Raw genomic sequence first — 25,508 nt, forward strand, 5'->3', positions numbered from 1 at the left:
TGGCCCGCGCCGGGTGTTCTTTATAAGAAAAGTGTGGTAAAATAAAATCAACCGGCGAAGTCCGGCGCAAAAACGAGATAGAGGGAAGTATCAAACAATGGCAAAGGAAGCCAAAACCAACGCCATGCGGATGCTGGAAAAGGCCAAGGTGGCCTATACCGCCCACGAGTACCCCCACGAAGAAGGGGTGGCTGTGGACGGGGCGACGGTAGCCCGCAGCATGGGGCAAGACCCGGCCTGTGTGTTCAAGACCCTGGTGACCCAGGGCGCCAGCCGGAATTATTTCGTGTTCGTCATCCCGGTGGAGGCCGAGCTGGACCTGAAGGCCGCGGCCCGCAGCGTAGGGGAGAAGAGCGTGGCCATGATCCATGTGGCCGACATCAACAAGGTCACCGGCTACATCCGGGGCGGATGCAGCCCGGTGGGGATGAAAAAACAATACGTCACGGTGTTTGACGACAGCGTCCTGACCCAGGAGAAAGTGTATGTGTCGGCGGGACGGATCGGCCTGCAGATTTGCTGCGCCCCGGCCGATCTGATCCGGGCGGCCAAGGCCAAAACCGCTGCCATCACCCACCGTGCGGCGGAATAAATGCGGTTTTATTTGACGGCAGTTTGTTTAAAAAAAGAAAGCCCGCACCCCGCCTGACCCTTTGTAAAAAAGAAGTCGTACTATTGTAAGTTTACGTGGGGAAATTGCACAAAACTTTCCGAATGTGCTCCGAACAGGTAAAACACAAGGGAGAATTTGTGTAAAATCCCTTTGCAAAGGCGTCGGTTTGCCGTACACTGTAGATGAGAAGGGGCGCCGCCCGGCGCTCCCTACAGCAAAAAACAGGCGTCCCGCGGGGCGCCGGGGATGGACGGTGCAATGGGCTTGCAGACAAAGAGCTTGGTTGAGCCGCAGGGCGCGCAGGCGCTGCTGTTCTGGCTCAAGGGATTCAGCCGGCGGACGCCGAATGCTCCCGCCGTGCTTTGCCGTACCGTCCTGGTTGCAGAATAAGGCCGTGGTGTAGCCGCATCACAGCCTTTTTTTGTTTTGCTGGGGGCTTCGGCCCGTTTTTCAGGAAAAGGATGGAGGATAAAGAGTATGATTCGTAAAGTAGCCGTTATCATGGGTTCGGACAGTGACTGGCCGGTGGTCAAGGGTGCCTGCAGCCAGCTGAAGGCGCTGGGCATTCCCTTTGAGGCCCACATCCTGTCGGCCCACCGCACTCCGGCCGAGGCCGCAGCCTTTGCCCGGCAGGCGCGGGAGGCGGGCTTTGGTGTGATCCTCTGCGCAGCCGGCATGGCTGCCCACCTGGCCGGCGCCTTTGCCGCCAACACCACCCTGCCGGTCATCGGCATCCCCATGAAGGGCGGCGCCATGGACGGCCTGGACGCCCTGCTGGCCACCGTCCAGATGCCCAGCGGCATCCCCGTGGCCACGGTGGCCCTGAACGGCGCCAAGAACGCCGCCTGGCTGGCAGCCCAGATCCTGGCTCTGTCGGACGAGGGCCTGGCCGCACGGCTGGAGGAGGAGCGGGCCAAGATGGGCCGCGAGATCGCCGCCAAGGAAGAGAAGCTTCAGCAGGAGCTGGCCGCCCTGTAAGCGCCGCCCCCGACCGGAATATTACGGAACAGCAAAGGAGCCAGAATGTCTGATTTTGCATACCCCCTCCACGAGGAGTGCGGTGTTTTTGGTATTTACGATAAGGCCGGCACCGAGGACGTGTCGGTGGCGGTGTACTCCGCCCTGTATGCTCTGCAGCACCGCGGCCAGGAGAGCTGCGGCATGGCCGTCAACGAGGACGGCGTCATCACCGGCCACCGGGACCTGGGCCTGGTGAACGAAGTGTTCACCCCCCAGGTGATGGCCTCCCTCCACAAGCCCGAAGCCCACATGGCCACCGGCCATGTCCGCTACGCCACCGCCGGCAGCCGTGTGCGGGCCAACGCCCAGCCCATGATTGTCCGCCATGGCCGCGGCACCATGGCCCTGTGCCACAACGGCAACCTGACCAATGCGGTCCAGCTGCGCAACGCCCTGGAGAACGACGGCGCCATCTTCCATGGTTCCTCCGACACCGAGGTCATCTGCTACCTGCTCACCCGCAACCGCCTCAAGCACCAGAGCATCGAGCAGGCCGTGGCCGCCACCATGGACCAGCTGGACGGCGCCTACAGCCTGGTGATCATGTCGGCCACCAAGCTGATCGCCGTCCGTGACCCCCGGGGCTACCGGCCCCTGTGCATCGGCACCCTGCCGGGGGGCGGCTACGTCTTTGCCAGCGAGAGCTGCGCCCTGGACGCCGTGGGCGCCACCTATCTGCGGGACATCGAGCCGGGCGAGATCGTGGTGGCAGACCCCGACGGCCTGCGCAGCAACCGGGAACACTGCGGCAAACAGCCCCGCCAGATGTGCGTCTTTGAGTATATTTACTTTGCCCGGCCCGACAGCGTCATCGAGGGCTGCTCGGTCCACGAGGCCCGGATGCAGGCCGGCCGGTTCCTGGCCCAGGAACACCCGGTGGAGGCCGACGTGGTCATCGGCGTGCCCGACTCGGGCCTGGACGCCGCTCTGGGCTACGCCGAGGCCAGCGGCATCCCCTACGGCATCGGCTTCATCAAGAACAAGTACATCGGCCGTACCTTCATCCAGGGCAACCAGAAACAGCGGGAGAACAGCGTCCGCATCAAACTGAACGTCATTGCCAGCACCGTCCGGGACAAGCGGGTGGTCCTGATCGACGACTCCATCGTCCGCGGCACCACCTCCGCCCGCATCATCAAGCTGCTGCGGGATGCCGGCGCCAAGGAAGTGCACTTCCGGGTTTCGGCCCCGCCCTTCAAGTACCCCTGCTACTTCGGCACCGATATCCCCGACCAGAAGATGCTGGTGGCCACCGGCCGCAGCGTCGACCAGATCAATGAGATCATCGGCGCCGACACCCTGGGGTACCTGTCCACCGAACACGTTGTCCAGCTGGCCAAAGGGGCCGGCTGCGGCTTCTGCACCGCCTGCTTCACCGGCGAGTACGCCGTCAAGCCCGAGGTGGTGCTCTCGACCGACATCCACGACCGTCCCCTGCGCCAGCGGCCCAAGGGGGAGAAAAAGTTAGGAGAGTAAATCATGGAAAAGAGCTATTCGGAAAGCTATAAGGCAGCCGGCGTTGACATCACCGCAGGCTATCGCTCGGTCGAGCTGATGAAGCAGTACGTCAGCCGCACCATGAATGAACACTGCATCGGCGGTCTGGGCGGCTTCGGCGGCCTGTTCGAGCTGGACTGCACCGGCATCCAGCACCCGGTGCTGATCTCGGGCACCGACGGCGTGGGCACCAAGCTGCGCATCGCCATGCTGATGGACAAGCACGACACGGTGGGCATTGACTGCGTGGCCATGTGCGTCAACGACGTCATCTGCGCCGGCGCCAAGCCCCTGGTGTTCCTGGACTACATCGCCTGCGGCAAGAACGTCCCCGAGAAGATCGCCGACCTGGTCAAGGGCGTGGCCGAGGGCTGCGTCCAGGCAGGCGCTGCCCTGGTGGGCGGCGAGACCGCCGAAATGCCCGGCTTCTACCCCGAGGACGAGTACGACCTGGCCGGCTTCACGGTGGGCGTGGTGGACAAGAGCAAGATCCTGGACAACAACACCATGGTTCCGGGGGATGTGATTCTGGCTCTGCCCTCCTCGGGCGTCCACTCCAACGGCTTCTCCCTGGTGCGCAAGGTCTTTGACCTGGAGAACCACCCCGAAGTCCTGAAAGAGACCCCCGCCGAGCTGGAGGGCCGCACCCTGGGCGAGGCCCTGCTGGCCCCCACCAAGATTTACGTCAAGCCGGTTCTGGCCGTTCTGGAGCAGGTGGCCGTCCGCGGCATCTCCCACATCACCGGCGGCGGCTTCTACGAGAATATCCCCCGCAGCCTGAAGAAGGGCTGCTGCGCCAAGATCAAGAAATCCGACGTGCGCACCCCCGGCCTGTTCGCCCTGCTGCAGAAGGCCGGCAACATCCCCGAGCGTGATATGTTCAACACCTTCAACATGGGCGTGGGCATGATCCTCACCGTTCCCGCCGATCAGGCAGACAAGGCCCTGGAGATCCTCCACGCCAACGGCGAGCCGGAGGCCTACCGCCTGGGCGTCATCGCAGAGGGCGAGGGGGTTGAACTGTGGTAAAGATCGCGGTTCTGGTCTCGGGCGGCGGCACCAACCTGCAGGCGCTGCTGGACAGCGAGGCCCGGGGTGAAAACCCCAACGGCAAAATCACCCTGGTGGTGGCCTCCAAGCCCGGGGTCTACGCCCTGGAGCGGGCCGAAAAGGCCGGGGTGGAGCACTGCGTGGTCCGCCGCAAGGACTACGCCACCGCCGCCGACTTTGACGCGGCGCTGCTGGATGTGCTCAAGAGCCACGACATCGGCCTGGTGGTGCTGGCAGGGTTCCTGTCGGTGCTGGGCCCCAGCGTGGTCCAGGCCTATCCCCGCCGCATCCTCAACGTTCACCCGGCCCTGATCCCCTCGTTCTGCGGGCCGGGCATGTACGGCCTGCGGCCCCATGAGGCCGCCCTGGCCCGGGGCTGCAAGGTCACCGGCGCCACCGTCCACTTTGTCAACGAGGAGTGCGACGGCGGGCCCATCCTGCTGCAGAAGGCGGTGGACATCCTGCCCGGGGACACCCCCGAGGTGCTCCAGAAGCGTGTGATGGAGCAGGCCGAATGGAAGCTGCTGCCCCAGGCCGTGGCCATGGTCTGCAGCGGCGAGATCGTGTGATGACAGGAGGAATCTGCAAATGGAAAAGATCGACCTGAACGCCTACCTGGCGAACAACGAATATCCCGGCCGGGGCATTGCCGTGGCCATGGCCCCCGACGGACGCCAGATGTTCATCGGCTACTTTATCATGGGCCGCAGCGCCAACAGCCGCAACCGCGTCTTTGATCCGCTGCCCGAGCGGGGCGGCATCTGCACCATGGCTGCCGACCCCGCCAAGCTGGAGGACCCCAGCCTCATCATCTATAACCCGGTGCTGACCCTGGGCTCCACCCATATCGTCACCAACGGCGACCAGACCGACACCATCTACGACGGCATGTGCCGCGGCCAGAGCTTTGCGGATGCTTTGCGCACCCGCACCTTTGAGCCGGACGGCCCCAACTGGACCCCCCGCATCTCGGCGGTGGTCTACGCCGACGGCAGCTACCAGATGAGCATCCTCAAGTCCGCCGACGGCAACGGGGACAGCGTCCAGCGCTATTTCTTTGATTATCCCCAGCCGGTGGCAGGGGAGGGCCACTTCATCAGCACCTACAAGTGCAACGGCAACCCCATCCCCAGCTTTGAGGGCGAGCCTTTGCGGTTTGCCTGCCCCCGCACGGTGGGCGACTTTGCCAAGGGCCTGTGGGAGAACCTGAACCCGGACAACAAGGTCAGCCTGTTCGCCCGGGTCATCGACCTGGAGAGCGGCGAGAGCGGCGATCTGATCTACAACAAGTACGAAGCCGTGGACAGCTCGATGGACGACCCCGAGGAGCCCGCCCTCCTGCCCGAGGAAATGGAATAACCCGTCCTTTCAACCGGATGACTTATTTGAACGCGGAGGTATTGCAATGAACGAACTTGCTCTGAAATACGGCTGCAACCCCAACCAGAAGCCCAGCCGCATCTATATGGAGAACGGCGGGGACCTGCCCGTCACCGTCCTGAACGGCCGCCCGGGCTACATCAACTTCCTGGACGCCCTCAACTCGATCCAGCTGGTGTTTGAGCTGAAAAAGGCTCTGGGGATGCCGGCGGCTGCCTCCTTCAAGCACGTCTCCCCGGCGGGCGCGGCCCTGGGCCTGCCCCTGACCGAGGTGGAGCGGAAGATGTACCACATTGACCCCGCCATGGAGCTGTCCCCCCTGGCCTGCGCCTACGCCCGGGCCCGCGGCGCCGACCGCATGTCCTCCTTCGGCGACTGGATCGCCCTGAGCGACGTCTGCGACGTGCCCACCGCCAAGTTGATTCAGCACGAGGTGTCGGACGGCATCATCGCTCCGGGCTATGAGCCCGAGGCCCTGGCCATCCTGGCCGGCAAGAAGAAGGGCAACTACAACGTGGTGGCCATTGATCCGGCCTACCGCCCCGCCCCCATCGAGCGCAAGCAGGTCTACGGCATCACCTTTGAGCAGGGCCGCAACGAGCTGGAGATCAACGCCGACACCATGCTGAACAACTTCGTCACCGAGAACAAAGAGGTGACCGAGGAGCAGAAGCGGGATCTGATCATCAGCCTCATCACCCTGAAGTACACCCAGTCCAACAGCGTCTGCTACGTCTCGGGCGGCCAGACCATCGGCGTGGGCGCCGGCCAGCAGAGCCGCATCCACTGCACCCGCCTGGCCGGCCAGAAGGCCGACAACTGGCAGCTGCGCCACATGGACAAAGTGCTGAACCTGCCTTTCCGGGACGACGTCTCCAAGCCCAACCGTGACAACGCCATCGACGTCTACATCGGTGACACTCCCGAGGACGTCATCGGCGATGACGTGTGGGCCGAGACCTTCACCCGCCAGCCCGAGCCCCTGACCGCCGAGGAAAAGAAAGAGTACCTCAGCCACGTCACCGGCGTCTGCCTGGGCTCGGATGCCTTCTTCCCCTTCGGCGACAACATCGAGCGGGCCCGCCGCAGCGGCGTCACCGCCATTGTCCAGCCCGGCGGCTCCATCCGCGACCAGCAGGTCATTGACACCTGCAACAAGTACGGCATCGCCATGGCCTTCTGCGGCCTGCGGCTGTTCCATCACTGATCCGGAAAGGGGAGGGATACTGCGATGAAAATTCTGGTAGTGGGCGGCGGCGGCCGCGAACATGCCATCATCCGCGCCCTGAAAAAGAGCCCGGACTGCGGTGAGATCTGGTGCGCCCCCGGCAACGGCGGCATCGGCTATGACGCCAGGTGCAAGGACATCAAGGCCACCGACGTGGAGGCCATGGTGGCCTTCGCCCAGGAGGAAAAGTTCGACTACGTGGTGGTGGCTCAGGACGACCCCCTGGCCCTGGGCATGGTGGATGCCCTGGCCGCGGTGGGCATCCCCGCCTTTGGCCCCGACAAGGCCGCCGCACAGATCGAGGCCTCCAAGGTCTTTTCCAAGAACCTGATGAAGAAATACGGCATCCCCACCGCCGCCTATGAGACCTTCGACGACCCCGCCAAGGCCATGGAGTATATCCGGGCCCAAAACCGCTGGCCGGTGGTCATCAAGGCCGACGGCCTGGCCCTGGGCAAGGGCGTGCTGATCTGCGAGGATGAGCCCGCCGCCGAGGCCGGCATCCAGGAGATCATGCTGGACAAGAAGTTCGGCGCATCGGGCAGCCGGGTGGTGGTGGAGGAGTTCCTCACCGGCCCGGAGGTCAGCGTCCTCAGCTTCACCGACGGCAAGGTGGTCAAGCCCATGGTGTCCTCCATGGACCACAAGCGGGCCTGCGACAACGACACCGGCCTGAACACCGGCGGCATGGGCACCATCGCCCCCAACCCCTACTACACCCCGGCGGTGGCCCAGCGGTGCATGGAGGAGATCTTCCTGCCCACCATCCGGGCCATGGAGGCCGAGGGCTGCCCCTTCAAGGGCTGCCTGTACTTCGGCCTGATGCTGACCCCCGACGGCCCCAAGGTCATCGAGTACAACTGCCGCTTCGGCGACCCCGAAGCCCAGGTGGTGCTGCCCCTGCTGGACAGCGACCTGCTGACCGTCATGAACGCCTGCACCAACGGCACCCTGGCCGACACCGAGGTGAAGTTCCGGGACGGCGCGGCGGCCTGCGTCATTCTGGCGTCGGGCGGCTACCCCGTCAGCTATGAGAAGGGCAAGGAGATCACCGGCCTGACCGAAGGCCAGCTGCCCGGCGCAGAGGACGTCACCGTCTACCACGCCGGCACCGCCGTCAAGGACGGCAAGCTGGTCACCTCCGGCGGCCGCGTGCTGGGCGTCACCGCCACCGGCGGGGACCTGCCCGCCGCCCTGGCCAAGGCCTATCAGGCTGCCGACCAGATTCACTTTGACAAGCTCCACCGCCGCAGCGACATCGGCCGGCGGGCCCTCCAGGCCCTGGAGGCCCAGAAGTAACCCCGGCGGCAGGGAAGACAAAAAGCAAAAAAGGACCCCTTGCGGGCCGCCCGGCATGGAGACCGGGCTGCCCCGGCGGGGGCCGGACGGATAAAAAGCTGTATCCAGTACAGAGGAGATGAGCCTATGGTTTACAGAATTTATGTGGAAAAAAAGCCGGGCTTCGACGGCGAGGTCCGTCAGCTCCAGAATGAGCTGACCACCCTGCTGGGCATCCGCAGCCTGATCGGCCTGCGGCTGCTCAACCGCTACGACGTCGAGGATATTTCGGAGGAGCTGTTCCGCCAGTGCGCCAACACCGTGTTCAGCGAGCCCCCGGTGGACAATACCTATGATACCCTGCCCGCCCACGAGGGCGCAGCCTTTGCGGTGGAGTACCTGCCCGGCCAGTTTGACCAGCGGGCTGATTCGGCCGCTGAGTGCATCCAGCTCATCAGCCAGGGCGAGCGCCCGCTGGTGCGGTCGGCCCGGGTCTACCTGCTGGAAGGCAGCCTGACCGAGGCCGAGCTGGCCGAGATCAAGAAGTACGTCATCAACCCGGTGGAGGCCCGGGAGGCCTCTCTGGATGTGCGGGAAACCCTCAAGATGACCTACGCCGTGCCCCAGGCCGTGGCCACCCTCACCGGCTTTGGTGAGCTGGATGAGGCCGGCCTCAAGGCCTTCATCGCCGAAAAGGGCCTGGCCATGGACTATGGCGACATCAAGTTCTGCCAGGAGTATTTCCGCAGCGAGCACCGTGACCCCACCATCACCGAGATCAAGATGATCGACACCTATTGGTCGGATCACTGCCGCCACACCACCTTCGGTACCATCCTGGACGACGTCCAGATCGACGACGAAGTGGTCCAGGCCGCCTTTGACCGCTACATGGCCCTGCGCCAGGAGACCGGCCGGGACAAAAAGCCCCGCTGCCTGATGGATATGGCCACCATCGGCGCCAAGACCCTGAAACAGCGCGGCATCCTGAAGAACCTGGACGAGAGCGAAGAGATCAACGCCTGCACCGTCAAGATCAAGTGCGACGTGGACGGCGAGGAGCAGGACTGGCTGTTCCTGTTCAAGAACGAGACCCATAACCACCCCACCGAGATCGAGCCCTTCGGCGGCGCAGCCACCTGCATCGGCGGCGCCATCCGTGACCCCCTGTCCGGCCGCAGCTACGTCTATCAGGCCATGCGCGTCACCGGCGCAGGGGACCCCCTGGTTCCGGTCAGCGAGACCCTGCCCGGCAAGCTGCCCCAGCGCAAGCTGGTGACCACCGCAGCCGCCGGCTATTCCTCCTACGGCAACCAGATCGGCCTGGCCACCGGCCAGGTGGATGAGATCTACCATCCCGGCTATGTGGCCAAGCGGATGGAGATCGGCGCGGTGGTGGGCGCCACCCCCGCCAGCCATGTCCGCCGCGAGTGCCCCGCCCCCGGCGACAAGATCGTCCTGCTGGGCGGCCGCACCGGTCGCGACGGCATCGGCGGCGCCACCGGTTCCTCCAAGGCCCACAACCATGAGAGCCTGGAGAGCTGCGGCGCAGAGGTCCAGAAGGGCAACGCCCCCATCGAGCGCAAGCTCCAGCGTCTGTTCCGCCGTGAGGACGCCTGCCGGATGATCAAGCGCTGCAACGACTTCGGCGCCGGCGGCGTGTCGGTGGCCATCGGCGAGCTGGCCGACGGCCTGTTCATCGACCTGAACAAGGTCACCAAGAAGTATGAGGGCCTGGACGGCACCGAGCTGGCCATCAGCGAGAGCCAGGAGCGGATGGCCGTGGCCCTGGCTCCCGAGGATGTGGATAAGTTCATCGCCCTGGCCTCGGAGGAGAACCTGGAGGCCACCGTGGTGGCCACCGTCACCGAGGAAAAGCGCCTCAAGATGGTGTGGAACGGCGTGTCCATCGTGGACATCAGCCGCGAGTTCCTGAACTCCAACGGCGCCGAAAAGCACCAGAAGGTCCATGTGGAGCGGGGCACCGTCTGGCAGCCCCAGTGGGCCGGCGAGACCTTCGGCGAGAAGATGAAGTCCATGGTAGGCGACCTGAACGTCTGCAGCAAGAAGGGCCTCAGCGAGCGGTTTGACTCCACCATCGGCGCCGCTACCGTCCTGATGCCCTTCGGCGGCACGTACCAGCTGACCCCCCAGATGGCCATGGTGGCCAAGCTGCCGGTGGATGGCGAGACCACCACCTGCTCGGGCATGGCCTGGGGCTATAACCCCTACCTCATGAGCGCCGACCAGTACAAGGGCGCCATGCTGTCGGTGGTGGACAGCGTCACCAGGCTGGTGGCCGCCGGCTTCCGGTATGAGGACGCCTACCTGACCTTCCAGGAGTACTTTGAGCGCCTGGGCGACAAGCCCGAGCGCTGGGGCAAGCCGCTGGCCGCCCTGCTGGGCGCTCTGGACGCCCAGATCGGCCTGGGCATCGGCGCCATCGGCGGCAAGGACAGCATGTCCGGCTCCTTCGAGGACCTGGATGTGCCTCCCACGCTGGTGTCCTTCGCCACCGCCATCGGCAAGACCAACCATGTGGTCTCCACCGAGTTCAAGAAGAGCCACAGCTCGGTGGTGCTGCTGCGCCCCTTCTACAAGGAGGACGGCATCACCCCCAACTTTGAATCCCTCAAGTCCAACTACTTCATCGTTGCCCAGATGATGGAGAAGGGCATTGTCCTGTCCGCCTCCGCCGTGGGCTACGGCGGCATCGCCGAGGCCCTGTTCAAGATGGGCCTGGGCAACCATGTGGGCTTTGAGATGATCGCCGACATGTCCATGGAGGAGCTGTTCGAGCCCGCCTATGGTTCTCTGGTGCTGGAGATTGCCACCGGCGCCCCCGCCGGCAAGCTGCTGGGCGTCACCGTCCACGACTACACCTTCACCGCCTGCGGCGAGACCCTGGATATGGCCGCCCTGCAGGAGATCTGGGAGTCCAAGCTGGAGCCCGTCTACCCCTACCGGAAGGCCGGCCCCGCCGTGGAGCCCATCTCGGGCAGGATCACCCCGCCCGCCGCACCCAAGATCGGCGTGGCCAAGCCCAAGGTCATCATCCCGGTGTTCCCCGGCACCAACTGCGAGTATGACACCGCCAAGGCCTTCCGTGCCGCCGGCGCAGACCCCGAGATCCTGGTCATCCGCAACCTGACCCCCGCCGACGTCACCGCCAGCTGCGAGGCCCTGGTCAAGGCCATCGACGCCTCCCAGATCGTCATGCTGCCCGGCGGCTTCTCGGGCGGCGACGAGCCGGACGGCAGCGCCAAGTTCATCGCCTCCTTCTTCCGGTCTCCGGCCGTCACCGAGGCGGTCCGCCGCCTGCTGTTCCAGCGGGACGGCCTGATGCTGGGCATCTGCAACGGCTTCCAGGCCCTCATCAAGCTGGGCCTGGTGCCCTACGGCGATATCCGGCCCATCACGGCGGAGGACCCCACCCTGACCTTCAACACCATCGGCCGCCACCAGAGCATGCTGGTGCGCACCCGCATCGCTTCCACCGGCAGCCCCTGGCTGAGCCGGTGCCAGCTGGGCGAGGAGTTCCTGGTGCCCATCAGCCACGGCGAGGGCCGTTTTGTGGCGCCCCAGGCGGTTCTGGATCAGCTGGTGGCCAACGGCCAGGTGGCCACCCAGTACATCGGCCTGAACGGCCAGCCCACCATGGACCAGCGCTACAACCCCAACGGCTCGCTGCTGGCCATCGAGGGCATCACCAGCCCCGACGGCCGTATCCTGGGCAAGATGGGTCATTCGGAGCGCCGCGGCGACCGTCTGTGTGAGAACGTCACCGGCGATAAGTTCCAGCCCATCTTTGAGGGCGGCGTGGATTACTTCCGCCTGTAAGGTTCGACGTTGCAGGGCCCGGCCCCAGCCGGCCGGGCCAGATAGGAGAGAAACCAATGTCTCAGCATGACCGCTATATCAGTCCTTTTTCCACCCGCTATGCCTCGGACGAGATGCAGTATATCTTCTCGGACGACAATAAGTTCCGCACCTGGCGCCGCCTGTGGGTGGCCCTGGCCCGGGCCGAGATGAACCAGGGCCTGGACAACATCACCCCCGCCATGATCGCCGAGCTGGAGTCCCACCTGGACGACATCAACTACGATGTGGCCTCCGCCCGGGAGAAGCTGGTCCGCCACGACGTCATGAGCCACGTCTACGCCTATGGCCAGCAGTGCCCCCAGGCCGCCGGCATCATCCATCTGGGCGCCACCAGCTGCTATGTGGGCGACAACACCGATATCATCGTGATGCGCCAGGGCCTGGAACTGGTGCGCACCAAGCTGGTGGGCGTGCTGGCCAAGCTGGCCCGCTTCGCCAGGGAATACAAGGATATGCCCTGCCTGGCCTACACCCACGGCCAGCCCGCCCAGCCCACCACCGTGGGCAAGCGCGCCACCCTGTGGGCCAATGAGCTGGTGATGGACCTGGGCGAGATCGAGCATCGCCTGGAGACCCTGCAGCTGCGGGGCGTCAAGGGCACCACCGGCACCCAGGCCAGCTTTATGGAGCTGTTCAAGGGCGACGCCGACAAGATCCGCGCCGTGGACGCCGAGATCGCCAAAGAGATGGGCTTTGATCCCAGCGCCGTCATCCCGGTGTCGGGCCAGACCTACAGCCGCAAGGTGGACGCCTTCATCCTCAACGCCCTGGCCGGCATCGGCCAGAGCTGCATGAAGTTTGCCACCGACCTGCGTCTGCTGGCCAACTTCAAGGAGATGGAGGAGCCCTTCGAGAAGAACCAGATCGGTTCCTCGGCCATGCCCTATAAGCGCAACCCCATGCGCTGCGAGCGCATCTGCGCCCTGTCCCGCTACCTGATGGCGGATGTGCTGAACCCCAGCTTCACCGCCGGCACCCAGTGGTTTGAGCGGACCCTGGACGACAGCGCCAACAAGCGCGTCGCCATGGCGGAAGGCTTCCTGGCCACCGACGCCATCCTGAACATCATGCTGAACGTCACCGACGGCCTGGTGGTCTACCCCAAGGTGGTCCGCAGCCGTCTGATGGCCGAGCTGCCCTTCATGGCCAGCGAGAACATCATGATGCAGGCGGTGGAGAAGGGCGGCAACCGTCAGGAGCTCCACGAGCGCCTGCGCCAGCACGCCATCGCCGCCGGCAAGCAGGTCAAGGAAGAGGGCCTGCCCAACGACATGGTGGAGCGGATTGCGGGAGATCCGGCCTTTGGCCTGACCCGCGAGGAGATCGAGGCCGGCTTCATCCCCGAGAACTTTGTGGGCCGCGCTCCCCAGCAGGTGGAGGAGTTCCTGGCCAATATCCTGCAGCCCATCTTTGCCCGGTACCCCGAGGCCCTGGACCAGAACGCCGACCTGAGCGTCTGATCCCGCCCGCCTGAAACGGCCTGAAACGGTATAAATAAAAAAACACCCTCTGCCCTGGATTGGGGCGGGGGGTGTTTGAGCGTGTCGAAAAACGACACGCTTTAGGGGGAACCCATTTCTGCACGCATGCGCGTGACAGAAATTCCTTGGTTGCGGTTCCCTGCTTTTGCGGCGGGCGTCGCGGCGCCCTTGCAAAAGACAGACCGCGGCCCCTGCTCCGCTTCGCCTGTTTCTGCCGCAGGCAGCGGCTCAGCTCCGCAGTCCCTAATATCCCCCTGGGGACAAAATTTGCCGCAGAACCGCGCACGCGGCCTTGCGGCCTCGCACACTCTCTGCGGCAAATTTCCCTGTAGGTGTCCCAGCCGTACGCACATGTCGTCCGGCTGGGACTTTTTTTGGTTTCATCAGATGTTGCACAGCCCGGCTGTCCGTTCAAAAAAGTATACCTTTTTGAACACCCCAAAGGGGCCGGTTTATTGCTTTAAATGAATTGATGCCCGGCGTTTTTTCTGGTATAATTTTACATAACAGATGTCCGACAAAGTCTGCTACTGGAGCGGTAACCAGACCAAGGGCATCGGCGACGGCTACCAGGCCACTGACCCCGAATATAGCCCGAGTGGTAACAACGGCGAGATTCCCCCCAAGAACAAAGTGCCTGATGGTACCACCTGGGAGGCTGCCGTTGAGGCCATGAACGCTCAAGGCACAGGCTACACCTTTGGCGGCGACATGAATAACCCCACCCTGACAAAGAACTAACCCTATACCCGCCCCCGCTCTCCCACCCCGGGAAGGCGGGGGTTTTGGCTGGCGGCGGGGTTTTGGCCCGAAAGAAAAATGTATTCATTCCCAAACGCCCCAAAATATGATACAATAAGAGGCACAATACACCCCGCCGCACCGCCGGCGGGTCCGGGCCTGCCGCCCGGGAGAGGAGGGGAACAGATCCCATGCGTTTGGATAAGTACATTGCCGAGGCCGCCCAGTGCACCCGCAGCGAGAGCCGGGAGATGATTCGCGCCGGACGGGTCAGCGTCAACGGGGCCGTCTGCAGGCGGCCCGACCAGCAGGTCAGCGAGGTGGACGAGATCGGCCTGGACGGCCAGAGCCGCACCCATCAGGACTTTGTCTACATCATGCTGAACAAGCCCGAGGGGGTGGTCAGCGCCTCCAGCGACCGGCGGGACACCACCGTGGTGGACCTGGTGCGCAGCGCCTACCCCCGGCGGGAGCTGTTCCCCGCCGGCCGCCTGGACAAAACCAGCACAGGCTTTGTCCTGCTCACCGACGACGGGGCCTTTGCCCACGACATCCTGGCCCCCAAGCGCCATGTGCCCAAGACCTACCGGGTCACCCTGGACACCCCCCTTACCCGGGAGATGGCCGAGGGCTTTGCCGCCGGGGTCACCCTGGCCGACGGGCTGGAACTGTCCCCGGCCCAGGTGACGCCGCTGACAGCGGACGGCCTGACGGTGCGGGTGGTGCTGCGCCAGGGGGTGTACCACCAGATCAAGCGGATGTTCGGGGTCTATGGGGCCGGCGTGAACGCCCTTCACCGCGAGGCCATCGGCAGCGTCTGGCTGGATGACGCCCTGGCCCCCGGCCAGTGGCGGGAGCTGACCGCCGCCGAAGTGGCGGAAATTGCCGTCCGGTGAGGGCCGGCTTTCACCAGACTTTCAAACAAGCATCACATTTTCAAGATAAAATAGAGGTCAGAATCACGCTTTCAAGTGGTTTTTGGCCCGAAAAATGCCCTGGGAGATAATTTCACCAAGAGAAACCAATCTTTTTTGGTGAAATATGTTGCAAAAGTAAATTCTTTTGTGTAAAATATAGATTGTAGTGCGGCGAAATTGTGGAAATATGCCAATCGGAGCTTCCCGGGCCCGCACAATCGAGGAAAAGGGGTATGCGTTTATGGCCAACAGAGTATTTCAGAGCGTGATCTACCAGATGAAGGACGCGATCGACCGTGTGGTCGGTGTGGTGGATGAGACCGGCGCCGTGATCGCCTGCTCTGAGCTGAATTTGATCGGCGAGGTGCAGGAGGACTTTGTGGCCGAGCGTGTGTCCGGTAAGGACTGCTTTGCCCGGGGCGGTTACAGCTATCAGCAGTTCTCCAGCGCCAAGCACAATGACTATGCGGTCTTTGTGGAGGGCGCCGATGAAGTGGCGGCTCAGTTTGCGGCGGTGCTTGCCATCAGCCTGCAGAGCATCAAGCAGTATCACGACGAAAAGTTCGACAAAGCCAATTTCATCAAGAATGTGGTCCTGGACAACATCCTGCCCGGCGATATCTACGCCAAGGCGCGGGAGCTTCACTTTGCCACCGATGTGTCCCGGGTAGTGTTCATCGTGCGTGTGGTGTCGGGCGGCGATATCTCGGCCTACGACGTGGTGAGCAGCCTGTTCCCGGACAAGCAGAAGGACTTCGTCTTTAACATCAGCGAGACCGACACCGTCCTGGTCAAGGAGATCCGCAAAGGCATCGACCGCTCCGACATGGAGAAGCTGGCCGCCAGCATTGTGGACACCCTGTCGGGTGAGCACTACATCAAGGCTGTGGTGGGCATCGGCACCCCCATCTCCAACGTCAAGGATCTGGCCACCAGCTTCAAGGAGGCCCAGATCGCCATGGAGGTCAGCAAGGTCTTTGATACCGAGAAGCAGATCATCCGCTACGACAACCTGGGCATTGCCCGCCTGATTTATCAGCTGCCCACCACCGTGTGTGAGATGTTCCTGAAGGAAGTCTTCAAGCAGGGCAGCATCGAGAGCCTGGACCAGGAGACCCTGTTCACCATCCAGCGCTTCTTTGAAAACAACCTGAACGTGTCCGAGACCAGCCGCGGCCTGTTTGTCCACCGCAACACCCTGGTCTACCGCCTGGAAAAAATCAAAAAGCTGACCGGCCTGGACCTGCGGGAATTTGACGACGCCATCGTCTTCAAGGTGGCGCTGATGGTCAAGAAGTACCTGTCCAACAACCCGGCCAAATATTAAGGCGCCCGGCGGCGCCCGTGGGGGCGGGACCTCATGCCCTGAGTGCGGGGCAGGGGGTTTCCGCCTTTTGCGGCCTGGCCCCTGCCCGGCCCGCAGGCCGGCGGGGACCCAGCTCAACCAAAGACGTACCCCGGCGCCCGGCGCGCCGGTGCGGACCGGCCGGCGGCCACCGTGGGGCCGGTCTTGTTTTTGACTGCCTCAGGGCAAAAAATCTGAAAAACGGAGACGTATACCCATGCCAGATATACCAATGGTGAATTTTGAACACGTATCCATGGAATACAAAAAGGGCGGCCGCCTGGCGCTGGAGGACATCAACTTCCGCGCCGACCCGGGTGAGTTCGTCTTTCTGCTGGGTCACTCGGGCGCGGGCAAATCCACCCTGCTCAAGCTGATTCTGCGGGAGATTGTCCCCACCGAGGGCAAGGTGTATGTGAACGGCAACGACATCGCCGCCCTGCGCCGCCACAAGATCCCCTACATACGCCGTCAGATGGGGATTATCTTCCAGGACTTCCGCCTCATTCCCAGCATGACGGTCTATGAGAACGTGGCCTTCGCCATGCACGTCACCAACATCGCCAAAAAGGAGATCGACGAGCGGGTGCCCTATATGCTGGAGCTGGTGCACCTGGAGGACAAGGCCAACTGCTACCCCGACTACCTGTCGGGCGGCGAGCAGCAGCGCGTGGCGGTGGCCCGGGCCCTGGTTCATGCGCCCAAGCTGGTCATCGCGGACGAGCCCACCGGCAACATCGACCCCGAGCTGAGCCTCGAGATGATGGAGCTGCTGGAGCAGGTGAGCAAAACCGGCATCACCGTCCTGGTGGTCACCCATGAGCACGAGCTGGTCCACCGGTTCCATCAGCGTGTTGTTACATTGAATCATGGCAGGATCGTCTCGGATGTGCCTGCTGCGCGTGAGGAGGCAGTCCTGTGAAACTTTCAACTTTTGGATTTCTGACCGGGCGCGGCCTGCGCAACCTGGGGACCCATTGGGCCATGACCATCGCCTGTGTGGCGTCCCTGGCGGTCTGTATGAGCCTGAACACCATGGCCAGCCTGGTGGAGGTCAACGTGGACAGCATGATCGGCTACCTGGGCCGCCAGAACGAGACGGTGGTCTTCCTGGACCCCGCCTGCGACGACGCCACCGCCGCGGCGGTGGGGGAGCAGATTTCCGCCATCAGCGGCGTGACCAACGTCAGCTATATGTCCAAACAGGACGTCCTCAACACCTACGAGAGCTACATGGAGGAATATGCAGCCCTCTGGGACGAGTTTGAAAACGACAACCCCTTCAAGGCCAACTACCGCGTGACGGTGGCGGACCTGAGCCAGCTGAACCAGATCAGCAGCCAGATGGAGACGATACCCGGCGTGGTGAAAGTCACCGCCCCGGTGGAGATGGGCAGCATCTTTGTCCAGATCCAGGAGGGCGTCACCCGGATGGGCCGGGCCTTCGTGCTGGTGCTGATGGTGGTCAGCGTCATCACGGTGGGCAGCACCATTCGCCTGAGCGTCTTTGCCCGCCGCCGTGAGATCGAGATTATGAAGTACGTGGGCGCCACCAACTGGCTGGTGACCCTGCCCTTTTTGATGGAGGGACTGGCCATCGGCCTGATCGCCGGCGTGCTGTCGGCCAGCAGCGTGCTGGGTCTGTACTACTACCTCATCAGCGCCGCCAGCGGCCTGAGCGGCGTGTGGGAGATCCTGCTGGGCACCTCGCTGGTGCCGGTGGACGCTGTCTGGTCCACCGTGCTCACCAGCAGCGTGGCCGGCGGCGCCGTGGTGGGCGGCCTGGGCAGCCTGTTCTCGATCCGCAAGCACCTGAACGTCTGATGACCGGGTGCGACAACGTGTTGACAACAAAAGGAGGGGCATTGGTGAAGACGGCGAAGCATGGAAAGAGAATCCGGCTGAAGGAGCGGCTGCTGCGGACGGTCAGTCTGCTGACGGCGGCCTTCTGCCTGATGACGGCCCTCAGCGCCGTGCCGCAGGCATCCTCGGCCACCAGCGTGTCCGACCTGCAGAAACAGCTGGAACAGATCCAGTCCAGCATGGCCCAGCACCGTCAGGAGCTGGCCGACGCCAAAAAGCGGGAGAGCGCCGCCGCCGCTCTGGAGGAGGAGCTGCGCCAGCAGGTCACCGTGATCCAGAGCCAGATTTCGGTGCTGAAGGGTGAGATCGCCCAGGTCCAGAACGCCATCGGCCAGAAGGAACAGGAGATCATCGCCAAACAGGCCGAGATCGACCAGAAGGAAATCGACATTGATAACCAGTGGGCCGACTTCAAGACCTTTATGGGTGCCATGCAGGAGCTGCGGGAAGGCGGCAGCGTGGCCATGCTGTCGGCGGTCACCGACCTGTATCAGCTGCTGACCTTCAGCGAGATGATGCAGGATATCTCGGTCAAGGAGACCCAGATGCTGGACGACCTGGAGGCCGCCAAGCTGGATCTGGAGAACGACTATAAGCAGCTGGAGGCTGAAAAGGCCGCCCTGGAAACCCAGAAGGCCAATCTGGACGCCAAAAACTACCAGATGCAGGCCAAGCAGAGCGAGCTGAACGCCAGCATCTCCCAGGCCCAGCTGACCCAGGACGAGGCCGCGGCCGCCCAGAAGGAGGCCCAGGATGCCATCGAGTCGGATGAAATGGACTATGAGGCTGTGCAGCAGCAGATTCAGTCCATCATTTCGTCGGCGGCCGCCAGCCAGAGCCAGCTGAGCTTCACCGGGTTCATCTGCCCCCTCAAGACCTACAGCCGCATTTCCAGTGAGTACGGCTACCGCACCAACCCCGTCACCGGCGTGTATAAGCTCCATGGCGGCATCGACTTTGCCGCCCCGGGCGGTACGCCCATCTATGCGGCCGCCGGCGGCTATGTGTCGGTGGCAGGCTGGAGCACCGGCGGCTACGGCAACTACGTGGTCATCTACCACGGCACCATGAGCGACGGCAAGGCCTATTCCACCCTGTACGGCCATATGAGCCGGATTGCCGCCAAGCAGGGAACCTATGTCAGCCAGGGCGAAGTCATTGGCTATGTGGGCTCCACCGGCAACTCCACCGGCAACCACCTCCACCTGGAGGTCTGGCAGGGCAAGACCAACGCCGGACGGGTGAACCCCCGCAGTTACATTCCCATTTAAATTGATCCCAAAACGCAGAGAGGCGGTATGAAAGTATGAAAACCGATAAACACAAGCGCTTTCAGCGCGTCGCGTGCATCATCCTGGCAGGGCTGCTGGCACTGTCGCTGCTGGGCAGCACCGTTGCGATGCTGCTGGGCTGATAGGAGGCGCCGATGAATAAGAAAATCTCGGTGGGGATGATGCTGACCATCGTCATCCTGGCCATGACCGTGACCTTCTCGGTCACCATGCTGCTGGCCATGCGGCTGTTTGACAGCACCGTCAGCAACGTGAAGGAAAAAGAGAACATGTACAGCAAGATTGCTGAGCTGGACCGCTACGTCCGCAGCAATGACTACTACACCATTGACGAGACCCTGCTGTATGACACCATCGCGGCGGGCTACCTGGTGGGCACCGGCGACCGTTACGCCCGGTACTACACCGCCGAGGCCTATACCGAGCTGCTGGACATCCAGAACGGCGTCCTGATGGGCATTGGTGTGGAGCTGGCCCAGGACCAGACCGGCTACGCCAAGGTCCTGAAGGTCTACGACGGTTCCCCGGCCCAGGAGGCCGGCATCACCGCCGGCAACTATATCATCTCCATTGACGGCGAGGATGTAAAGACCTTCAGCAGCGCCGACGCCATCCAGGCCCGGCTCCGGGGTGAGGCGGGCACCACGGTGCATATCGCCTGGCTGGACTCCACATCCACTGAACAGGCGGTGGACCTGACCCGTTCGGGCTATATCGCCACCACCGTGGACTATCAGATGACGGCGGGCAACGTGGGCTATATCAAGATCCGCCAGTTTGACGCCACCACCCTCAGCGAGCTGGATTACGCCATCCGCAGCCTGCGCAGCGCCGGCGCGGCCAGCCTGATCTTTGACCTGCGGGACAATGCCGGCGGCCTGCTGGACGCCGCCCTCAACTGCATCGACCTGGTCTGCCCCGAGGGGGTCATGGCCTGGGCCGAGGCAAAGGACGGCACCCGTGAGGCCCTGGGCAGCAGCAGCGGGGACAGCGTGGTGGAGCTGCCCATGGTCTGCCTGGTGAACGGCAACACCGCCAGCGCGGCGGAACTGTTCGCCAGCTGCCTGCGGGATATGAGCGGCGCCCGCCTGGTGGGCACCACCACCTACGGCAAGGGCACCATCCAGAGCAGCCCCCAGCGCCTGAGCGACGGCAGCGCCGTGGTGGTCACGGTGGCCAAGCTGGTGGCCCCCAACGGCGAGAGCTTTGACGGCACCGGCCTGACGGTGGACGTGGAGCGGGCCCTAAACAGCGATGAACAGGGCGCCTTCTACGACTTCACCCTGGATACCGATCCCCAGGTCCAGCGCGCGGTCAGCACCGCCCAGACCATGACCGGCAGCGCCACCGTCAGCGGCATGATCGCTGCCAGCGAGGCCGCCTCCAGTGAGGCCGTCCCCGAGGACGCAGCATCCGAGACTCCTGCGGAGGACGCCGGCGCCGATTCGGCCGCCTCCACCGAGGCCGCATCCAGTGAGGCTGCTTCCAGTGAAGCTGCCTCCGGCGATGAAGCCGCCTGAGAAGAATTTGTTTTTGCAAAAGACCCCCGGCCCGCGCCGGAGGTCTTTTGTGGGTTTGAGAGAGAGGAGAACCCCCTATGGAGCTGACCGACCTTGCCACCATCCGCGCCCTGTGTGAAAAATACGACTTCGCCCTGTCCAAGGGCTTTGGGCAGAACTTCATCGTCAACCCGGGGGTTCCGCCCAAGATTGTGGACGCCGCCGGCATCGACCGCAGCTGCGGCGTCATCGAGATCGGCCCCGGCATCGGTGTTTTGACCAAGGAGATGGCCCGCCGCGCCGGCAAGGTGGTGGCGGTGGAGGTGGACAAGCGGCTGCCCCCGGTGCTGGAGGAAACCCTGGCCGGCTTTGACAACGTGAAGGTGGTCCTGCAGGACGTTCTCAAGACCGACCTGAAGGCCCTGGCCGCCCAGGAGTTCCCCGGGATGAAGGTGGTGGTCTGCGCCAACCTGCCCTACTATATCACCAGCCCCATCATCATGAAGCTGCTGGAGGACAAGCTCCCCATCGACAACATCACCGTCATGGTCCAGAAAGAGGCCGCCGAGCGGCTGGCGGCCCTGCCCGGCACCCGGGAGAGCGGCGCGGTCAGCTGCGCCGTCCGGTATTTTGCCCAGCCCCGGATGATGTTCAGCGTCCAGGCCGGCAGCTTCTATCCCGCCCCCAAGGTCACCAGTGCGGTGGTGCGGATGGATATCCGCCCCACCCCCGCCGTGTCGGTGCCGGACGAAAAAGCCTATTTCGCCCTGGTGCGGGCGGCCTTTGGCCAGCGCCGCAAGACCGCCGCCAACTCCATCGCCGCCGGCCTGGGGATTCCCCGGCCCCAGGTGACCGCGGCCCTGGAAGCCGCCGGCCTGGACCCCCGGGTCCGCCCCGAACAGCTGACGCTGGAGGACTTTGCGGCGGTGGACGCCGCCCTCCGGGCCGGAGCCGGGAAATAAGTTTGCCTTGCCAAAACGCCGGCAAAGTGGTATACTATCTGCGTATTCACTTCTGCTGGTGTGGCGCAATGGCAGCGCAACTGATTTGTAATCAGTGGGTTGCAGGTTCAACTCCTGTCACCAGCTCCAAGAGGAGGCCTCACAACGAGCACGTTGTGGGGCCTTTTCGCGTTTTAGAGAACAAGCAGGAGGTAGCGCATCATGCAGAAAATCCGGTATGCCGTCATCGGCTCGGGCTGGCGGTCCCTGTTTTACGGGCGGATCGCCCAGGCCCTGCCCCAGCAGTTTGAGCTCACCGCCCTCTATTGCCGCACCGAGGAAAGGGCGGCCCGTCTCCGGCAGGAATACGGCCTGCCCGCCACCTCCCGGGAGGCGGACGTGGCCGACAGCCGCCCCGACTTTGTGGTGTCGGCGGTGAGCAAGCAGAATATGGCCCCGGTGGTCCGCCAGTGGCTGGACCGTGGGTTCGGGGTGCTGTCCGAGACCCCCGCCGCCCTCACCCGGGAGGAGCTGGACACCCTGTGGCGGATGCAGCAGGCGGGGGCCAGGGTCCAGGTAGCGGAACAGTACCGCTTCTACCCCTACTATACCGCGGTGCTGCGGCTGATGGACAGCGGCCTGCTGGGGGAGCCGGTGTCGGCGTACCTGTCGGCCATGCATGACTACCACGCCGCCGGCATGCTGCGGGGCCTGCTGGGCCTGGGCCGGGAGGAGTTCCGCGTCACCGGAAATACCTTCCGGGTGCCGGTCACCGACACCCGCACCCGCACCGAGGTCCTCACCGAGGGCCGGGTGGTGATGAAGGAACAGCGCCAGACCCTGTTTGAGTATGAGAGCGGCCGTACCGGGTCCTATGACTTCATGTCCGACCAGTACCGAAGCCCCATCCGGCCCCGGACCCTCCGCCTGCGGGGCACCCGGGGCGAGCTGGACGGCCGGGAGGTCTGCTGGCTCAACCAGGCCAACCTGCCCGAATGGGACACCCTGGACATCCGCCAGGACCCCGGCGGGGAGGTGCTGGGCATCACCTTCCGGGACCGGGAACTGTATGCGCCGCCCTTCGGCCGGTGCGGCCTGCCGGAGGACGAAACCGCCATCGCCCGGATGCTGGTGGGGATGAAGCGGTACATGGAGACAGGGGAGGAGATCTACCCCCTGGCCGACGCGCTGGAGGACGCCTATACGGCTTTGCTGATGACGTCCCCGGCGGTGACCCCCGGGACGGGACTGGAACAGGAAACCACAGGGCAGGGGCTGTCCGGCGGCTGGTATCAGCGCCAGAGCGGCCCCCGCATCTGGAAGTAAAAGGGAGGCGTTTGCACCATGAAAGAACAAGAAATCCTTCGCGCCGCCGTCATCGGCATGGGAAATATGGGCAGTCAGTATGCGGGCCTGCTGCTGGCGGGGAAGGTGCCTGGGATGGCTCTGGCGGCGGTCACCCGGGTGAAGCCCGAGATGCTGGCGGCCCGGGGCCTGACGTTGCCAGAGGATCTGCCGGTGTACCCCACGGCGGACGCCCTGTTTGGGGCGGTGGACGCCGGACAGCTGGCGCTGGATGCGGTCATCATCGCCACCCCTCACCGGCTCCATCAGGAGCAGGCGGAGGCCGCCATGCAGCGGGGGCTGTGCGTGCTGAGCGATAAGCCCGCCGGCATCCGCAGCAGCCAGGCCCGCCAGATGGAACAGGCCCGCCCCGAGGGGCTGGTGTGCGGGTATATCTTCCAGCAGCGGACCTTCCCGTCCTACCGTATGATTCATCAGCTGGTGCACAGCGGCCAGCTGGGCAAGGTGAAGCGGGTGAGCTGGACGGTAACCGACTGGTACCGGTCCAACGCCTACTATGCCGGCAGCGGCTGGCGGGGCAGCTGGGAGAAGGACGGCGGCGGCACCCTGCTGAACCAGTGCCCCCACAATCTGGATATGCTTCAGTGGATTTGCGGCATGCCGGCCCGGACCCGGGCCTTCTGCCACAACGGCAAATACCATCCCATCCCGGTGGAGGACGAGGTCACCGCCTATCTGGAATGGCCCGGCGGCGCCACCGGCGTGTTCACCGCCTCCACCGGCGAGGCCCCGGGGGTCAACCGGCTGGAAATCGCCCTGGACGACGGCCTCATCGTCTGCGAGCCGGACGGGGTCAAGATTGCCCGCCTGGACCGCCCCGAGCTGGAGTACCGCAACGCCCCCGGCACCGGCTTTGAGAAGCCCTCCGCCCACTGGGAGACCCATCCCATGGAGAAGGACCCCGACGCCTACGCGGATGTGCTGCGGAACTTTGCAGACTGCGTCCGCACCGGCCGCAGCGGGGACCTGCTGGCCCCCTGGGAGGAGGGCCGCAAGAGCCTGACCCTCTCCAATGCCATCTACCTGTCCTCCTGGACGGGGGAGACGGTGGAGATTCCGGCCCCCGACACCCCCGCCGAACGGGCCTTCGAGGAGGCCTTTGAGGCGGGCTGGCGGTCCCAGTTCTGATAATTTTGCATCGGCACAGCCAGACCCGGCCCCCGGGCCTGGCTTTTTTGCAGGCAGGGGCTGGCTGGGCTGGCAGTTCTTTTCAGGGAGCGGGGACCTTTTGTTTTGGGCCGGGCCATGGTATAATAGCTGCAAAAGATAGCTGCGAAAGCAGCTATTTGACCCAGAGGTGCGCGCATTGCGCGGACTGGCTTTGGTATAATGTCCAAAGGATATGGATGCAAAATCGGCGCAAAGCGCCTGCTCTGTACCACAGGAGATGGTACAATAGAGCCGGATTCAAGCGAACAGCCTGCCCGGACCCGCCCGGGCGGTCACCATAAAAAACACCGGCGGTTGGATGCAATATTTGCCAGGGGCAAAACGTATCTCAGGTGAAAGGGCCTGCAAAGCCGGTAAAGGAGCGACTATGTGGCGTATCAGTCAGGAAGAATTGTTCCGCCTTGCGGTGGAGAAATACAGTGACACGGTGTACCGTGCAGCAGTGCATCACTGCAGCAGTACCGCCGATGCAGAGGACGTGGTTCAGGATGTGTTTGAGAAGCTGTTGAGGTACCGCGGCGGCTTTTCCAGCGAAGAACACCTGAAAGCATGGCTTCTGCGGGTAACCATCAACCGCTGCCATGATCTGACCCGCGCGGCCAGCCAGAAGGATGTCCCTCTGGATGAGACCATGCCGGCGCCGGCGGCTGCCGACGGCAGCGTGCTGGACGCGGTGCGCGCCCTGCCCGAACATTACCGAAATGCCGTTTATCTGCACTACTACGAGGGGTATACGGCGGCGGAGATCGGGCGGCTGGTGGGCGCACCCACCAATACGGTGCTCAGCTGGCTGCACCGGGCGCGGGCCCTTCTACATACCATGCTGGAGGAGGAAATCGAGGATGAAATGGTTTGAATATCAAATGGAGGTGGACGAGCTGAAGGCCCCCGATGAGCTGAAAGCCCGGCTGCTGGCCATGCAGACCCAACCCCAGCGCCCCAGTAC

Annotated in this window: 22 protein-coding genes and 1 tRNA gene; all 23 read left to right on the forward strand. The window is 63.9% G+C overall.

All coding sequences use genetic code 11. From position 1 onward, the window contains the following. Positions 1 to 97: 97 nt before the first annotated feature. The 23 genes from ybaK to B5E67_RS10645 all read left to right on the forward strand — a co-directional run bounded on the left by ybaK (position 98) and on the right by B5E67_RS10645 (position 25,418). A complete protein-coding gene (gene ybaK, locus B5E67_RS10540; protein ID WP_087385231.1) occupies positions 98 to 592 on the forward strand; it encodes a Cys-tRNA(Pro) deacylase in 495 nt (164 codons plus the stop codon). 267 nt (positions 593 to 859) lie between these two features. Continuing rightward, a complete protein-coding gene (locus tag B5E67_RS15630) occupies positions 860 to 1,003 on the forward strand; it encodes a hypothetical protein (protein WP_158098879.1) in 144 nt (47 codons plus the stop codon). Between the two features lie 87 nt (positions 1,004 to 1,090). Then, positions 1,091 to 1,591, forward strand: coding sequence for a 5-(carboxyamino)imidazole ribonucleotide mutase (gene purE, locus B5E67_RS10545; RefSeq protein WP_087247551.1), 501 nt, complete (start codon positions 1,091 to 1,093; stop codon positions 1,589 to 1,591). Between the two features lie 45 nt (positions 1,592 to 1,636). Then, positions 1,637 to 3,109, forward strand: a complete 1,473-nt coding sequence (gene purF / locus B5E67_RS10550) for an amidophosphoribosyltransferase (protein ID WP_087385233.1) — start codon at positions 1,637 to 1,639, stop codon at positions 3,107 to 3,109. Between the two features lie 3 nt (positions 3,110 to 3,112). Beyond that, positions 3,113 to 4,159, forward strand: a complete 1,047-nt coding sequence (purM, locus tag B5E67_RS10555; RefSeq protein ID WP_087247547.1) for a phosphoribosylformylglycinamidine cyclo-ligase — start codon at positions 3,113 to 3,115, stop codon at positions 4,157 to 4,159. Beyond that, complete coding sequence (gene purN / locus B5E67_RS10560) at positions 4,153 to 4,749, forward strand: phosphoribosylglycinamide formyltransferase (protein WP_087247545.1); 597 nt, start codon at positions 4,153 to 4,155, stop codon at positions 4,747 to 4,749. The genes purM and purN overlap by 7 nt, the downstream gene beginning before the upstream one ends. 19 nt (positions 4,750 to 4,768) lie before the next feature. Further along, positions 4,769 to 5,539 (forward strand): IMP cyclohydrolase, encoded by a 771-nt coding sequence (locus B5E67_RS10565; RefSeq protein ID WP_087385235.1) that lies wholly within the window; start codon positions 4,769 to 4,771, stop codon positions 5,537 to 5,539. Between the two features lie 46 nt (positions 5,540 to 5,585). Next, complete coding sequence (locus B5E67_RS10570) at positions 5,586 to 6,767, forward strand: phosphoribosylaminoimidazolecarboxamide formyltransferase (protein WP_087365856.1); 1,182 nt, start codon at positions 5,586 to 5,588, stop codon at positions 6,765 to 6,767. A gap of 24 nt (positions 6,768 to 6,791) precedes the next feature. Next, positions 6,792 to 8,087, forward strand: coding sequence for a phosphoribosylamine--glycine ligase (gene purD / locus B5E67_RS10575; protein WP_087385237.1), 1,296 nt, complete (start codon positions 6,792 to 6,794; stop codon positions 8,085 to 8,087). A 126-nt stretch (positions 8,088 to 8,213) separates the two neighbouring features. After that, complete coding sequence (locus B5E67_RS10580; protein ID WP_087385239.1) at positions 8,214 to 11,906, forward strand: phosphoribosylformylglycinamidine synthase; 3,693 nt, start codon at positions 8,214 to 8,216, stop codon at positions 11,904 to 11,906. 56 nt (positions 11,907 to 11,962) lie between these two features. Next, complete coding sequence (gene purB, locus B5E67_RS10585) at positions 11,963 to 13,408, forward strand: adenylosuccinate lyase (protein WP_087365865.1); 1,446 nt, start codon at positions 11,963 to 11,965, stop codon at positions 13,406 to 13,408. Between the two features lie 531 nt (positions 13,409 to 13,939). Then, positions 13,940 to 14,170, forward strand: a complete 231-nt coding sequence (locus tag B5E67_RS10590; protein ID WP_087385241.1) for a hypothetical protein — start codon at positions 13,940 to 13,942, stop codon at positions 14,168 to 14,170. 191 nt (positions 14,171 to 14,361) lie between these two features. Next, the gene (locus B5E67_RS10595; RefSeq protein ID WP_087385243.1) at positions 14,362 to 15,066 is read left to right on the forward strand and encodes a pseudouridine synthase; all 705 of its coding nucleotides are present in this window, start codon (positions 14,362 to 14,364) and stop codon (positions 15,064 to 15,066) included. A 262-nt stretch (positions 15,067 to 15,328) separates the two neighbouring features. Next, complete coding sequence (locus B5E67_RS10600; protein ID WP_087247528.1) at positions 15,329 to 16,414, forward strand: helix-turn-helix domain-containing protein; 1,086 nt, start codon at positions 15,329 to 15,331, stop codon at positions 16,412 to 16,414. Between the two features lie 250 nt (positions 16,415 to 16,664). After that, complete coding sequence (gene ftsE, locus B5E67_RS10605) at positions 16,665 to 17,354, forward strand: cell division ATP-binding protein FtsE (protein ID WP_087247526.1); 690 nt, start codon at positions 16,665 to 16,667, stop codon at positions 17,352 to 17,354. Further along, positions 17,351 to 18,256: a permease-like cell division protein FtsX gene (locus B5E67_RS10610; RefSeq protein ID WP_242956940.1), complete on the forward strand. Its 906-nt coding sequence runs from the start codon at positions 17,351 to 17,353 to the stop codon at positions 18,254 to 18,256. The genes ftsE and B5E67_RS10610 overlap by 4 nt, the downstream gene beginning before the upstream one ends. Before the next feature lie 44 nt (positions 18,257 to 18,300). Next, positions 18,301 to 19,566 carry a M23 family metallopeptidase gene (locus B5E67_RS10615; RefSeq protein WP_242956942.1) on the forward strand — a complete coding sequence of 422 codons (1,266 nt, stop codon included), beginning with the start codon at positions 18,301 to 18,303 and terminating at the stop codon, positions 19,564 to 19,566. Positions 19,567 to 19,721: 155 nt separating this feature from the next. Next, positions 19,722 to 21,107, forward strand: coding sequence for a S41 family peptidase (locus B5E67_RS10620; protein ID WP_087385246.1), 1,386 nt, complete (start codon positions 19,722 to 19,724; stop codon positions 21,105 to 21,107). 77 nt (positions 21,108 to 21,184) lie between these two features. Continuing rightward, complete coding sequence (rsmA, locus tag B5E67_RS10625) at positions 21,185 to 22,048, forward strand: 16S rRNA (adenine(1518)-N(6)/adenine(1519)-N(6))-dimethyltransferase RsmA (RefSeq protein WP_087247520.1); 864 nt, start codon at positions 21,185 to 21,187, stop codon at positions 22,046 to 22,048. Between the two features lie 54 nt (positions 22,049 to 22,102). Further along, positions 22,103 to 22,177, forward strand: a tRNA-Thr gene (locus B5E67_RS10630). Between the two features lie 72 nt (positions 22,178 to 22,249). Then, positions 22,250 to 23,353, forward strand: coding sequence for a Gfo/Idh/MocA family oxidoreductase (locus B5E67_RS10635; RefSeq protein ID WP_087385248.1), 1,104 nt, complete (start codon positions 22,250 to 22,252; stop codon positions 23,351 to 23,353). Positions 23,354 to 23,371: 18 nt separating this feature from the next. After that, positions 23,372 to 24,520: a Gfo/Idh/MocA family oxidoreductase gene (locus B5E67_RS10640; RefSeq protein ID WP_087385250.1), complete on the forward strand. Its 1,149-nt coding sequence runs from the start codon at positions 23,372 to 23,374 to the stop codon at positions 24,518 to 24,520. 409 nt (positions 24,521 to 24,929) lie between these two features. Next, complete coding sequence (locus tag B5E67_RS10645) at positions 24,930 to 25,418, forward strand: RNA polymerase sigma factor (RefSeq protein ID WP_087247514.1); 489 nt, start codon at positions 24,930 to 24,932, stop codon at positions 25,416 to 25,418. The last annotated feature ends 90 nt before the right edge of the window (positions 25,419 to 25,508 follow it).

Source organism: Faecalibacterium sp. An122, from assembly GCF_002160895.1.
Taxonomy (GTDB): Bacteria; Bacillota; Clostridia; order Oscillospirales; family Ruminococcaceae; genus Faecalibacterium.